Consider the following 13,212-nt stretch of genomic DNA (forward strand, 5'->3'; position numbering starts at 1 on the left):
AGCAGGGCACTCGGCAGGATGCGGCACGGCAGGCTCAGGACGGGTCGTAGGGTGTGGACACATCCAGGGACCCGTCGACGATCTGCTGACGCAGCTCCTCGATCCTGGTCTTGACCTGGTCGGGGACCTTCGAGTCGTAGTCGTGGAAGGGCGCCAGGGACACCCCCTCGTTCTCCAGGGTCCCGATGTAGGGCTGGGAGGAGAAGCTACCCTGGGTGGCCTCCTGGACGGTGCTGTAGACGGCGGCGCCGATCTCCTTGACCACCGAGGTCAGGATCAGGTCACCAGAGCCGGTGGACTCGTAGCCGTCGGAGTCCACCCACACCACGGCCTGCTCACCGGAGGAGGCCTCGACCGTGGACAGGGTGCCCAGCCCCACGGGGCCGGCCACTGGCATGATGACGTCGGCGTCCTGGGAGAGGAACTGCTCGGTCAGGGACTGCCCCTTGCCGGTGTTCGAGAAGTCGCCGACGAAGGAGCCCTGGCCGGGATTGTCGGGGTCCCAGCCCAGGACGGTGACCGAGGCGTCGTTGTCCTCGTTGTACCTGTCCACGCCCCTGGCGAAGCCCTCCATAAAGATCTCCACCGTGGGGATCTGCATCCCGCCGTAGGTGGCCACGGTGCCCGTGCTGCTCACGCCCGCCGCCGCGTAGCCCGCCAGGTAGGCGGCTGCGGCCGTGTTGAAGATGAGCGGCTTGGCGTTGTCCAGCTCCACCGGCTCGCCCTCGGTGTCAGAGAAGGTGGAGTCGATGAGGGCAAAGCTCTTGTCCGGGTTGGCCTGCGCGGCCGCCGTGAGGTCTGCGGCCAGGTTGAAGCCGACGCCGATGACGAGGTCGCAGTCCTGCTGGATAAGGGAGTCGACGTTGGCCGGGTAGTCCGAGGAGCTCTCCGACTCCACCGCAATGGTCGCCACCCCCAGCTCCTCCTTGGCCCGGTCCAGGCCCTCCTTCCCGGACTGGTTGAACGACTGGTCGTCAAAGCCGCCCTCGTCAGAGACCATGCACGCGGTGAAGTCGCTGTCCGCCCCGTCGCCGGAGGTACTGTCGTCCGGGGCCGCGCCGCAGGCGGTCAGGACCAGAGAGGCAAGCAGGCCGAGCGCCAGCGCAGGACGGGTCTTCTTCATCGGGACCTCCGTAGCAGGATTTCGGGGAGCACGAGCCACACCGCCCGCGCCCGCACAAGGATACTGCGCTCACGGTGCCACCCAGGGAAACGACGCAGGCTGACGACGCGGACTTCTGCAGCCAGCCTGCTCCGGCCACCCCCAGCGGCCGCAGGCAGCCGGTCCCCACCACCTCTCCCAGGCATCCTCCCCGCAGGTGCGGCACGACGGTCCTGCTGAGGTGCGTCCGGTCGAGGCGCAGCACCCTCCCCCGCAGGTGCGGCACGGTCCCGTTCAGCGCTTCGTCACACGCCCTCCCGGCCGCTGGGGCCGCCTGGCGCGGTAGGCTTCTAGGCGTTGCCGCCCGCTGTGCGCGGCTGCTGGTCCATGTGCCCCGACGAGGAAAGAAGCAATGACTCAGAACCTGGTCACGAGTGTGCCCGCCCAGGTGCGCGCCGTCTCCGGTCGTCCCGCCGACGCCGCCACCCCCATGGAGGTCTGGCAGGGACTGTCCGCCGCCGTCGTCGACGCGATCGCGGACGACTGGTACGCCACCCAGCAGAAGTACCGCGCCGGACGCATGGAGCACTACCTCTCCGCGGAGTTCCTCATGGGACGGGCGCTGCTCAACAACCTCACCAACCTGGGGCTGGTGGACCAGGCGCGCGAGGCGGTGGGCGCCTTCGGCCAGGACCTCTCCCAGGTCCTGGAGCAGGAGCCCGACGCCGCCCTGGGCAACGGCGGGCTGGGACGCCTGGCCGCCTGCTTCCTGGACTCCTGCGCCACCCTGGACCTGCCGGTGTGGGGCTTCGGCATCCTCTACCGCTACGGCCTGTTCAAGCAGCTGTTCGAGGACGGCTTCCAGACCGAGCACCCCGACCCGTGGATGGAGGAGGGTTACCCCTTCGTCATCCGGCGTGAGGAGGCCCAGCGCCTGGTCCGCTACCAGGACATGACCGTGCGCGCCATCCCCTACGACATGCCTGTCACCGGCTATGGGACCAGGAACGTGGGAACGCTGCGCCTGTGGAAGGCTGAGCCGGTGGAGGAGTTCGACTACGAGGCCTTCAACTCCCAGCGCTTCACCGACGCCATCGTCGAGCGTGAGCGTATCGCCGACATCTCCCGCGTCCTCTACCCCAACGACACCACCTACGAGGGCAAGGTCCTGCGGGTGCGCCAGCAGTACTTCTTCTGCTCGGCCTCCCTCCAGCAGATCGTGGACAACTACGTGGACCAGCACGGCGAGGACCTCACCGGCTTCGCCGACTACAACTCCATCCAGCTCAACGACACCCACCCGGTCCTGGCCATCCCCGAGCTCATGCGCCAGCTCATGGACGAGCACCACCTCTCCTGGGAGCAGGCCTGGGACGTGGTGACCAGGACCTTTGCCTACACCAACCACACGGTCCTGGCGGAGGCCCTGGAGACCTGGGAGATGTCCATCTTCGACCGGCTGTTCCCGCGCATCGCCGAGATCGTCCGGGAGATCGACCGCCGCTTCCGCCTGGAGATGGCCAGCCGCGGCCTGGACCAGGGCAGGATCGACTACATGGCCCCCTTGGCTGGCGGGTCGGTGCGCATGGCCTGGATCGCCTGCTACGCCTCCTACTCCATCAACGGCGTGGCCGCCCTGCACACCGAGATCATCAAGCGCGAGACCCTGGGTGAGTGGCACGACATCTGGCCCGAGCGCTTCAACAACAAGACCAACGGGGTGACCCCGCGCCGCTGGCTGCGCCAGTGCAACCCCCGCCTGGCGGACCTCCTGGACGAGGTCACCGGCTCCGACGCCTGGGTCAAGGACCTCACCGTCCTGGCGGACTACACCGACGCCGTCGACGAGTCGGTCTACGACCGCCTGGCCGAGGTCAAGCGGGCCAACAAGACTGACTTCGCCGCCTGGGTGGCCAGCCGCGAGGGTGTGGAGATCGACCCCGAGGCGATCTTCGACGTCCAGATCAAGCGCCTCCACGAGTACAAGCGCCAGCTGCTCAACGCCATCTACATCCTGGACCTGTACTTCCGCATGAAGCAGGACCCCGGCCTGGAGGTCCCCAAGCGGGTCTTCATCTTCGGCGCCAAGGCCGCCCCCGGCTACATCCGGGCCAAGGGCGTCATCAAGCTGGTCAACGCGGTGGCCGACCTGGTCAACAACGACCCGGTGGTCTCCCAGACCCTCAAGGTGGTCTTCATCCACAACTACAACGTCTCCCCCGCCGAGCACATCATCCCAGCGGCCGACGTCTCCGAGCAGATCTCCACCGCAGGCAAGGAGGCCTCCGGGACCTCCAACATGAAGTTCATGATGAACGGCGCCCTGACCCTGGGCACCCTGGACGGGGCCAACGTGGAGATCCTGGAGGCCGTGGGCGAGGACAACGCCTACATCTTCGGCGCCACCGAGGACGAGCTGCCCACCCTGCGCCAGACCTACGACCCGGTGTGGCACTACGAGAACGTCCCCGGCCTCAAGCGCGTGCTGGACGCCCTCACCGACGGGACCCTGGACGACAACGGGTCGGGGTGGTTTGCCGACCTGCGCCGCAGCCTCCTGGAGCCCTCCTACGAGCCCGCCGACGTCTACTACGTGCTGGGCGACTTTGCCGCCTACCGCGAGAAGAAGGACGCCATGGCCGCCGACCACGCCGACCAGAGGGCCTGGCAGCGCCGCGCCTGGGTCAACATCACCCGCTCGGGCCGCTTCTCCTCCGACCGTACCATCCAGGACTACGCCCGCGAGGTGTGGAGGATCGAGCCCGCGCCGGTGGGCTGAGCACTGGGCGGCCGGGGCCGCGCCCGCTCAGGCAACCTCAGGCAACGGAAACGTCAGAGGACAACACGGTACCGTGTTGTCCTCTGACGTTTCCGTTGCCTCTTCTCCGTTGCCTCGTCGTCTCTGCCGGGCTGGGCGTTCAGGGACGCCTGCCCCGGCCCGCTCGCGTCGGGACCGGGGCCACGCCCGCCCGGGCAGCTGATTGAGGCTGCCACTACCAGGAGACACTCAGCAAGTTTGCTCCCAGAAACTTCCTCACAGACTTCTACCAACTATCCTGTCTCCTTCAGCTCTTGCCGCAGGCATCCGCCTCCTGCTGCGCCTCATGAATGCTAGGCACCTCCGAGCCGCTTCAGCGCACACGGGAGAATCTCACCACTGAAACCTTTCACCGACGGGTCCACCCGCCTTAAGGGGACCTGAGACCGTTGACATACCACAGCAGGAGAAAGCACTATGCAGTGCAGGTCGTCTACCACGGGACAAAGCGAGAGCTCACAGCATTTCCGCGATACCGGCCTGCGAGATACGCCATCAGACAACGTCTTGGTAGGAAGCTACCACCATGAAAACCACTACCATGAGGCACAGCCTGGTCACCAGGCTGTCGGCAGCCGCCTGCGCAGCCCTGTTGCTCGCCAGTGCCGCCACAGCAACAGCCCAACCAACATCGACACCCACCAGCGTAGACGTCGGCACCGAGAACGCTCCTGACAAGCAGGAGACCCTGCAGGCCGCGCTAGACTACATTGCCAGGTTTACCGAGCCCACGGTCGAATATAATGACGATGGGAAGCAGGCAGTCGTTTCCTTCTCCGACACCGTTGACGGTACCAGCCATCGCTACACTCTTAGTCGAGATGAAAGCGGTCAGGCAGGGAGGCCGAATGACCTGACCGGCGACATCGTCTCCTTTGAGATATGGACTCGAACTGGGTGGGTACTCAACCAGGCCGAGACCGACTCGCTCTCACGGGAAGGAGCCATGTGGGCTGGGCTATATAGTATTGCTGCTGCACTTGGAGTCGGGGCCCCTGCTGTTATTGGAGCCGCTATTGAGGGCAACTGGGCCGCGCACGCAGCTAGCTACTACAGTCATGGAAACTGCATCAAAGTCCACTACTGGCTCACAGTAAGCGAGATCAAGCGTGGGTCCCGGGGGTGCCGGTGAACAGGTTCCTCAGGCGCATGCGCCTTCCCTGCGTCGTCGGCCTCGCCGTGAGCGGCGTCCTGCAGGCCTCCGCCCTGGTCGGGGACACCGCGACGCCGGGCACCGTCCTCTACCTGGTCCTGGTCCTTCTCCTCGTGGCAGGCGCCCTCGGCGGAGAAGCGGCCCGGCTCACAGGCCGGAACGGCAGTCAAGACGACCAGGACCTGCCCGGCCGCCAGGAGCGCTGACCTCCCGGGGCAGCAGGTCACGGGGGACGCAAACCTCTGGACCCAGGCCCTGGGCAGGGCCTGGCCCGCCGCAGGCAGGATCGCCAGGAGCGCGCCTCGGGCAGGGACTCAGTCTCAGCCCCGCAGCACTCAGCGGCTCTCAGTACAGGAGGCTGGCCAGCATGCGGCGGGCGCGCGCGACCTCCGGGGTGGTGGCACCAATGACCTCAAAGAGCTCCAGTGCGCGCAGGCGGGCCTCCTCCCGCTCCTCACCAGTGTGGGAGCGCACCGCCTCCAGGACCCGCCCCAGGGCGGCGTTGACGTCCCCCAGGGCCAGGGCGGCGTCAGCACCGGCCAGGGCAGCCTGGAGGTCCTGGGGAGCGGCGTCAGCGGCAGCCAGGAGGGCCTGGGGGTCCTCACCGTCCATGCGGGCCAGCAGCCTCACCTGGCTGCGGGCGGCCCGGAGGCTGTCGTCAGCCGGGTTCTGGTTGATGGCGTGGGTGTAGACCTCCTCCGCCGCAGCGTAGTCCCCGGCCTCGATGGCCTCCCGGGCGGCCTTCTCCACCTCGGTCTCCTCAGGCTCGGCAGGCGGCTGCCCAGCCCCCGAGCCACCAGGACCGACGGCGATAGTCCCAGTGACGCCGTTGGCCGCAGCCACCTCCAGCACCTGGTCCAGCACGCCACGCAGCTGAGGCTCGGTGGCACCGCCCTGGAGCAGGGGCACCGGCTGGCCAGCCAGCAGAGCGAGGACAGCCGGGACCGCCTGGGCCTGGAAGGCCTGGGCGACCTCGGGAGCGGCGTCCACGTCCACCCGGGCCACCTGGAACCGGCCCGCGTAGTCCTCAGCCAGACGCGCCAGCAGGTCGGCCAGGTCGGAGGAGGCCTGGCTGCGTGGCGTGTGCAGCACGACGACGACCGGAACGCGGGTGCTGAGCTCAGCCGCCTCACGCAGGGTGGAGGCATCGACGTCGACGACCAGCGGCAGGGGCAGCCCCCCGCCAGCCTCGCTGGCACCAGGCTGCCCCGGGGACCGGCCTGCGGCTGCGGGGCCTGCTGGGCTCCCAGACCCTGAGGCCCCTGGGGCAGCTGCCCCCGAGGAGCCGGTCGAGGGGACCAGGCCGGACAGGTCAACAGCACCGAACATGGACATGGATGACAGCCTTCCCCGGGCAGCGCCCGACTGTGCCCGACTACCGACAGGGACGCGCACTCCTGCGCGCAGACCGGACTATTGTGTCACCGTGACGCCGCCCGGTCCTGTGCCCGGGCGGGTCTCCGCTCAGGGCCAAGCGAGAGCCCGCTCCTGCCCCGCCCGGCCGCGGCTAGTCCTGAGCCAGTCCTGTGCGGCGCTAGTCCTGTGCGGCGGGAGCCTGGTCGTCGTCGCGCTCCACCTTCGCCAGGACCGCCTCGGCACCCAGGGCCACAGGACTGCCGTCAACGCCCTCGGCAGGGACGGCGAAGGCCACCATGGCCTCGTATGTAGCGGTCACGGTCCCGATCACCGAAGGCTCCTCCACCAGGGAGGCCACAGGCCCCTGCAGCGTCACCTCCGAGCCATCCACCGTCCGCCTCAGCGTGGTCGTGTAGGACAGGGTGGTCACCACGATGGCCCCCCCGTCATCGGTGCGCAGCCCCAGGAAGCCGTCACTGCCTGCCGAGGCAGCCACCGAGACCTCGCCCACCTCACCGAGGTCAATGGCGCGGTCCGCCTCCACCTTCTGGCGGAGGGCGTCGTCCGCCCAGGCCTTCCCGTCGTCACCGTCAGGGTCGTTGAGGGCGCCCACGTAGGACTCCAGGACCTCCTGTGGTGTGGACACCAGGCCGCCGCTGTCGGCTACCACCTGCTCGGAGCCGCCGGCGGGAGAGGCGATGGGGGGCACCTCGGCCCCGGCAAACAGCTGGACCCAGGCCCACAGCTGGAAGTTGTCCCGCGCCGTGTCCTGCTGCAGGGCCATGAGGTAGGGGGCGACGTCGTCGGAGGCGTCAGTGACGTTGATCGCCACGCGCGGGAAGTCCAGGGTGACCCCTGCCGAGCTCGTCTGGCTCGTCGTGGCCGGGAGGACGTGGACCTGGGAGTCGTCCTCGGTGGCGGTAGCCAGGGAGTACTGGGCCTGGCGGATCCTGACCCCGGGGCCGTTGACGTAGCCGGACAGGAGGTCTGGGTTCTTCTCCTTGTCTGCGGCATCCATCCCCTTCTTGATGCGCTCCAGCACCTCAGTCAGCCTCTCGGCGCTCAGCACCGACTCGGCCACGGCGCTCTCAGTCACCTCCGGGGTCGCCACCGGCTGGTCCTGCCCGCAGGCTGCCAGGGCAAGGGCGACGGCGGAGGCCGCGCCGCCCGTCAGTAGGGCTCGACGGCTGGTACTCATGCTTGCTCCTCGTGGTTGGGCGCCGCCTCGTCGGAGGAGGGCGCGACGGGCTCGGCCTGGACCGCTGCGACCTCAGCGGTCACTGCAGGGTCCTCGACCTCATCCTGGGGACCCGCCATGCTCGGAAGCGGAGCCTTCATCGCCCGGGCCTCAGGCCGACCGGGGCCAGCCTCGGGGACGGTCTGGCCAGAGGCGGCGTCAGGCCCAGCCTGCTGTCCTGTTCCCAGGGGCAAGGACTGCCAGGGCTGGGCTCCCGGCAGGTCCCCCTCGCCCTGCGGCTGCCACCCCTGGGGTTCGGACTCCACCTGCTGGGGAACAGACTCCGGACCCCAGCCAGCCTGCTGCTCCGGGGAGGGCTCTGGAAGCCTGAGCTCGCGCGGCGGCTGACCGTAGGACGCCTGAGGCTGCTGGGGCTGGCCGTGCGGCGGCACGTGCACGTCCTGCGGCACCTGGGGATCCTCAGGCACCTGGGGGGCGGCACCTTCCCGCCCCGGCCAGCCCCACATGCCCGGCTCAGGCGACCAGTCCCACACCTGCGGCTGCCCGGGTTCCTGCTGGCCCTGGTGCTGCTGGTGCTCCTGGTACTGCTGCTCCTGCGGCTGGTGCGGTGCGCCGGGCACCGTAGCCGGTACCTGAGGTGACACAGGCTCCCGGCCCGGGGCCGCATACCCCCACGGCTCAGGGGCACCGTCCTGGACCACCTCGCCGTCCACCTCCTCACCAGCGGCAGGCACTGCCGCCCCCGGCACGGGCTGGGAGGCCCCCGCTCCTGGCGGGGCGAAGCGGGACGTCGAGGAGGTCCAGGGGCCTGACTCGACGCCCTCCCCGGCGCCCACCTCAGCGTCCACCTCGGCGTCAGGGGCACCAGCCGGGCCAGCACCCGAGCCAGCATCAGCCGGACCAGCGTCTGGGACAGCTGGGACGACCACGGTCTCCTCACCGCTGCCCACGGACGCGCTGCCTGCCGCCTCAGCGTTCCCGGCAGCATCCTGGCCGCCCCAGTACCCGGTGGCCTCCCCGGGTGGTACCCCGGGCACGCCCGCCGCGTCACCAGACTGCCCGGCGTCCTGCGCTCCCAAGGCCTCCGGGGCTCCCGGCACGTCGGGGACCTCGACACCGTTGACGTGGACACGCCCGGTGCGCGGGTCGACCCACTCCAGGCCTGCGGCCTCAGCCCTCTCCTTGTCACGCTGCTCGCGGCGGGTCAGCTTGCGGTCAGGGTCGTCGAGACGGGGCAGCCCGGCCGTGGTCACCTCGTCCGCGACCGCGATCCGCGCGGCCTTCTCAGCCGCCTGGGAGCGGCGTCGCCTGTCGGCGTAGCGCATCTGGATGTCAATGAGGAACAGGAAGACACCGACCAGGACCAGCAGCCCGCCCACCACGAGCCCCGCGTAGAAGTACCAGGGCGTGGACACGGTGCGCGGCCAGCTCAGGGTCAGCGTCGGCGCCGCCTCCTGGCCGTCCGTCACCGCAAGGATGACGTTTTGTGCGTTAGTGGCCGAGTAGGTGAAGCTGACGCTGGAGGTCCCCGCGTGCTCGTCGATCCACAGGTCGGAGCCCACCGGGTTGCTGCCGGTCGCCTCCCGGGGGACGCAGCCTGACTCCTGCGCCGAGGCCTGCGCGGAGGCGTCCGCACCAGCCCCCTGAGTCGGCTCGGCGGTCTGGTCGGCGTCCTGGGCGGAGGCCTCGTCGCCGCACACCTCGGTCACGTCGGTGGACTCCAGTGTCTCGGAGCCCTCTGCCAGCCCGGTCACCGACACGTAGGGGTCCTCGGCGAGCCAGGCCTGGACGTCGGCCGCCCGGGCGACGACCACCGTGACCTCAGAGTCGCCCGGCGCGCTCGCCTCCACCGTGACCTCAGAGCTGACAGTCCCCAGGACCCCGGGCTCGGTGACCAGGTAGGGCTGGGTCGGGCTACTGGCCAGGGTGGCCTCGACCGTCGGACTGGGCCTCCAGACGGTGGCGGAGCACACCGCCAGGGCAATGGCCACCAGTCCGAGGACGGTCACGATCACGCTCACGATACGTCGCCTCACGACGTGGATCTCCTCTGCTCGCGGACACGGACACGGACCTTCAGGCCCGGGGGACTCTGCCCGCAGGCCCTCAGCCGCTGCCAGCGCACCCGGGCGCCAGCAGAGGAACAGAATCGCACGACCACCGCCGCGACGCTGGTAGGACCCGGCAAGATCACAGGAATCCACGCGCTGAGCGAAGTGGCCTGGGCGCCAGCCAGGCACAGGCGCCCCCCGAACGCGTCTGCACACCCCTGCGGGGCACCTACGCGGGCCTGACAACAGTTCAGGCGCCCCCGAACGCGTCTGCACATCCCCTCGACTGAGTCTGCACGTCGAGCCGTCGCCTCGCTACGCTTGGGCAGTGGCGGTGACCCTGACCGCCCGGCAGGAGGAGAAAGACGTGCCCGAGGAGCTCAGCGAGTTCGCCATCACCATGCGCGGCTACGACCGTGCCCAGGTTGACCAGCGGATCGAGACCCTGAACCGCCAGCTGGCTGACGCCCGCCGCGAGGTCGCCAGCCTGGACCAGAGAGCAATGACCCTTGCGGGAGAGCTGGCGGACGCGCAGCGTCGGCTCCGGGAGTCGGACAAGCCCACCTACGCGGGCCTGGGCTCCCGGATCGAGCAGCTTCTCCGCAGCGCGGAGGAGCAGAGCGCCTCGGTGCTGTCCAAGGCCAACGCCGAGGCGGACGCACTGCTGACGCGGACCCGCACCAACGCCAAGAACCTGTCGGAGCGCAGCGCCTCCGAGGCTGCCACGATGCTGGCCGAGGCCCGCCGTGAGGCCAGCGAGCTCCGCTCCCGCTCGGAGAGTGAGGCCTCCACCACCCTGGCCAACGCCGACGCCCGCTCCCGCGAGCTGGTCGCCGCCGCAGAACGCAAGGCAGCCCAGATCACTGCCGACTCAGAGTCGGCAGCCACCGAGCTACGGGCCTCCGCCGAGCGTGAGGCGGCCCTCATCTTGTCCCAGGCCCGTAAGCAGGCTGCTGAGATCGCTATCTCCTCCGAGCGTGACGCCACGACCCAGCGCGACGCCGCGCTTGCCGAGGCCGACGAGCTGCGGACCTCCTCGGCCGCTACTGCCGAGGAGATCGTCTCCGACGCCAAGCAGGAGGCGGAGCTGACCCTGGGCAAGGCGCGCCGCGAGGCCGAGGAGATCCTCACCTCCGCGCGCACCGAGTCGGAGACCCTGCGGCGCACTGCGGCCGACGAGGCCGCCGCGGCCCGCGCGGAGGCCACCGAGCTGAGGCAGCAGGCGACCCTGGAGATCGCCGCCGCCCACGAGGCCGCCGCGCAGGAGGACTCCGACGCCCACGACGCCACCAGGGAGCGCATCCAGGAGATGCAGGAGCAGGCCCAGGCCCAGGCCCAGGACGCGGAGGCCCGCCTGCAGGAGGCCCTGTCCCGGGCGGAGGAGGTACGCGCCCGTACTGACGCGGAGACCCGCGCCCGGCAGGAGGAGGCACTGGCCAAGGCTGAGGAGACCATCGCCCAGGCCCGCCTGGAGGCGGAGCAGATCGTCGCCGACGCCCGCGCGGAGGCCGACGTCACCGCCACCGTCGCCACTCGGCAGCTCGAGGAGCTCGAGCGCCAGCGTGACTCCGTGTCCACCTACCTGGCTGAGATGCGCGGCGTCCTGGGGGGCTCCCTGCCCCAGGCCCCTGCCCTGACCTCCCTAGAGACCCCCCTGAAGACCTCCCCAGAGGCGACGGCACAGGAGGGTGAGGCCGGAGCCAGGGGCGAGACTAACGGTGAGGCCGCAGACAGCCACGGCGGCGCCCCTGGCTCCGAGGCCGCTGCCACCGACACTGCCGAGGCGGAGGAGTCCTCCTCCGGCCCTGAGGGCGCCGAGGACAGTGGGGAGCCTGAGGACGCAGCAGCCAGCCCCGGTTCTGCAAGCGCCTTCGAGCAGTCCTCCGGCCGGGAGGACTCACAGGGAAGACGACAGGGCTCCCGGCAGGCGCCAGAGCGGTCCGGATCCTCTCCCCGACGCAGGGGCAGACGCTAACGGCCTGGCCTCCGGCTGTGCCGGGAAGGAGACGCAAGTGGGGGCGCTGGCGGCACCGTGCGGGTGCCGCCAGCGCCCCCGTGTCGCCCCTATGTCACACGCAGGAGGAGAAGGCCCGCAGAGGCAAGGGGGCCTCGCGACCGCGCTACCTGCGCTACGTGCTGCCGCTGCACTACCACAGTCCGCGCTGCCAGCAGGACGTGTGCCAGTGCCGACGCTCCTGCGGGCCCCGGTCCGCACTGAGGAGCGACTCGTTGGGCCAGGCCACCACGTGAGGTGTTCCCGGCGGGACCTGACGGTGGCAGCCGGGGCAGGTATAGGACTTGTCCCCGCCCTGCACGTGGCGCACGGTGAACTCTGCCCCACCAGGCCCTGTCTGCCTGCGCGGGAGCGAGGAGAGACGGCTCATGTCCAAAGGGACGTGTTCGCGCCCGTAGGGACGCTTGGAGCTGCGGCGTGCCATGGGCCGAGATCTCAGCACGTGGTCTAGCACGGGACCTGGCACAGGACCGCGCCGAAGCACCCCAGGCTGTCCTGTGCCAGGTCCTGCGAGACACGTGCCGTCAGATAAGGCCCATTCCCGCCACGGCCTCCTTCTCCTCCACCAGCTCGGCCGCCGAGGCGTCGATGCGGCTCCGAGAGAAGCCGTCGATCTCCAGGCCCTCCACGATCGTCCACTCCCCACCGGAGGAGGTGCAGGGGAAGGAGGAGATGATGCCCTCGGGGATCCCGTAGGAGCCGTCGGACATCACTGCGGCGGAGGTCCAGGAGCCCGAGGTCCCCAGGACCCAGTCGTGGACGTGGTCGATGGCGGCAGAGGCGGCCGAGGCGGCCGAGGAGGCTCCACGGGCGGCGATGATGGCCGCGCCCCGCTTGGCCACGGTGGGGATGAAGTCCTCCTCCACCCAGGCGCGGTCAGCCAGGATCTCCGGGATGGGCGCCCCCTTGATGGTGGCCTGGGTCAGGTCGGGGTACTGGGTCGTGGAGTGGTTGCCCCACACTGTGACCCTGTCGATGTCGGTGACGTGGGCACCCGCCCTGGTCGCCAGCTGGGCGAGGGCGCGGTTGTGGTCCAGGCGGGTCATGGCGGTGAAGCGGGAGGAGGGGATGTCCGGGGCGTGCGAGGCGGCGATAAGGGCGTTGGTGTTGGCGGGGTTCCCCACCACCAGGACCTTGATGTCGTCGGCCGCGCCCGCGTTGAGGGCCTCGCCCTGGGGGCCGAAGATCCCGCCGTTGGCGGAGAGCAAGTCGGAGCGCTCCATCCCGGCCTTACGGGGCATGGAGCCGACGAGGAACGCGATGTTGGCGCCCTCGAAGGCTGCCTTGGGGTCGTCGAAGATGTCGACGGACCCCAGGGTGGGCAGGGCGGCGTCGAAGAGCTCCATCGCAGTGCCCTCAGCAGCCTGGACGGCCTGGGGGATCTCCAGCAGACGGAGGTTGACCCGCTGCTCAGGGCCCAGCAGGGCGCCGGAGGCGATCCGGAAGAGCAGCGCGTAGCCGATGTTGCCGGCCGCACCGGTGACGGTGATGTTGACGGGGGCGTTGGCCATCAAGGACTC

9 protein-coding genes are annotated in these 13,212 nt (G+C 69.9%); 4 read left to right on the forward strand and 5 right to left on the reverse strand.

Going from position 1 to position 13,212, the window contains the following annotated elements; translation table 11 throughout:
* Positions 1-34 precede the first annotated feature (34 nt).
* Positions 35-1,123, reverse strand: coding sequence for a BMP family lipoprotein (locus tag CWS50_RS08365; protein WP_127842424.1), 1,089 nt, complete (start codon positions 1,121-1,123; stop codon positions 35-37).
* 391 nt (positions 1,124-1,514) lie between these two features.
* On the opposite strand from CWS50_RS08365, the gene CWS50_RS08370 reads away from it, so the two are divergent.
* From CWS50_RS08370 to CWS50_RS08380, 3 genes are all read left to right on the forward strand, one after another.
* The gene (locus CWS50_RS08370) at positions 1,515-3,881 is read left to right on the forward strand and encodes a glycogen/starch/alpha-glucan phosphorylase (RefSeq protein ID WP_127842425.1); all 2,367 of its coding nucleotides are present in this window, start codon (positions 1,515-1,517) and stop codon (positions 3,879-3,881) included.
* Between the two features lie 565 nt (positions 3,882-4,446).
* On the forward strand, positions 4,447-5,052 hold the full coding sequence (locus CWS50_RS08375) for a hypothetical protein (RefSeq protein WP_127842426.1): 606 nt from the start codon (positions 4,447-4,449) through the stop codon (positions 5,050-5,052).
* A gap of 17 nt (positions 5,053-5,069) precedes the next feature.
* Positions 5,070-5,279, forward strand: coding sequence for a hypothetical protein (locus tag CWS50_RS08380; RefSeq protein ID WP_127842427.1), 210 nt, complete (start codon positions 5,070-5,072; stop codon positions 5,277-5,279).
* Positions 5,280-5,418: 139 nt separating this feature from the next.
* Here CWS50_RS08380 and CWS50_RS08385 read toward each other — a convergent pair whose 3' ends face one another.
* The 3 genes from CWS50_RS08385 to CWS50_RS08395 form a co-directional block, all read right to left on the reverse strand.
* On the reverse strand, positions 5,419-6,408 hold the full coding sequence (locus CWS50_RS08385; protein WP_127842428.1) for a tetratricopeptide repeat protein: 990 nt from the start codon (positions 6,406-6,408) through the stop codon (positions 5,419-5,421).
* 199 nt (positions 6,409-6,607) lie between these two features.
* On the reverse strand, positions 6,608-7,627 hold the full coding sequence (locus CWS50_RS08390; protein WP_127842429.1) for a DUF8094 domain-containing protein: 1,020 nt from the start codon (positions 7,625-7,627) through the stop codon (positions 6,608-6,610).
* Complete coding sequence (locus CWS50_RS08395; protein ID WP_206610391.1) at positions 7,624-9,648, reverse strand: hypothetical protein; 2,025 nt, start codon at positions 9,646-9,648, stop codon at positions 7,624-7,626. The genes CWS50_RS08390 and CWS50_RS08395 overlap by 4 nt, the downstream gene beginning before the upstream one ends.
* A 397-nt stretch (positions 9,649-10,045) precedes the next feature.
* Between CWS50_RS08395 and CWS50_RS08400 the strand changes: the two genes are divergently transcribed.
* Positions 10,046-11,653 carry a coiled-coil domain-containing protein gene (locus CWS50_RS08400; protein WP_127843357.1) on the forward strand — a complete coding sequence of 536 codons (1,608 nt, stop codon included), beginning with the start codon at positions 10,046-10,048 and terminating at the stop codon, positions 11,651-11,653.
* A gap of 563 nt (positions 11,654-12,216) precedes the next feature.
* On the opposite strand, the gene CWS50_RS08410 is transcribed toward CWS50_RS08400, so the two are convergent.
* Positions 12,217-13,203, reverse strand: a complete 987-nt coding sequence (locus tag CWS50_RS08410; RefSeq protein WP_127842432.1) for a malate dehydrogenase — start codon at positions 13,201-13,203, stop codon at positions 12,217-12,219.
* Positions 13,204-13,212 lie beyond the last annotated feature (9 nt).

It is taken from the genome of Actinomyces wuliandei (genome assembly GCF_004010955.1).
Classification (GTDB): domain Bacteria; phylum Actinomycetota; class Actinomycetes; order Actinomycetales; family Actinomycetaceae; genus Actinomyces; species Actinomyces wuliandei.

Coding starts and splice junctions, on each gene's coding strand:
- CWS50_RS08370 (WP_127842425.1), top strand. CDS start 1,515: ATGACTCAGAACCTGGTCACGAGTGTGCCCGCCCAGGTGCGCGCCGTC.
- CWS50_RS08375 (WP_127842426.1), top strand. CDS start 4,447: ATGAAAACCACTACCATGAGGCACAGCCTGGTCACCAGGCTGTCGGCA.
- CWS50_RS08390 (WP_127842429.1), bottom strand. CDS start 7,627: ATGAGTACCAGCCGTCGAGCCCTACTGACGGGCGGCGCGGCCTCCGCC.
- CWS50_RS08385 (WP_127842428.1), bottom strand. CDS start 6,408: ATGTCCATGTTCGGTGCTGTTGACCTGTCCGGCCTGGTCCCCTCGACC.
- CWS50_RS08410 (WP_127842432.1), bottom strand. CDS start 13,203: ATGGCCAACGCCCCCGTCAACATCACCGTCACCGGTGCGGCCGGCAAC.
- CWS50_RS08365 (WP_127842424.1), bottom strand. CDS start 1,123: ATGAAGAAGACCCGTCCTGCGCTGGCGCTCGGCCTGCTTGCCTCTCTG.
- CWS50_RS08380 (WP_127842427.1), top strand. CDS start 5,070: ATGCGCCTTCCCTGCGTCGTCGGCCTCGCCGTGAGCGGCGTCCTGCAG.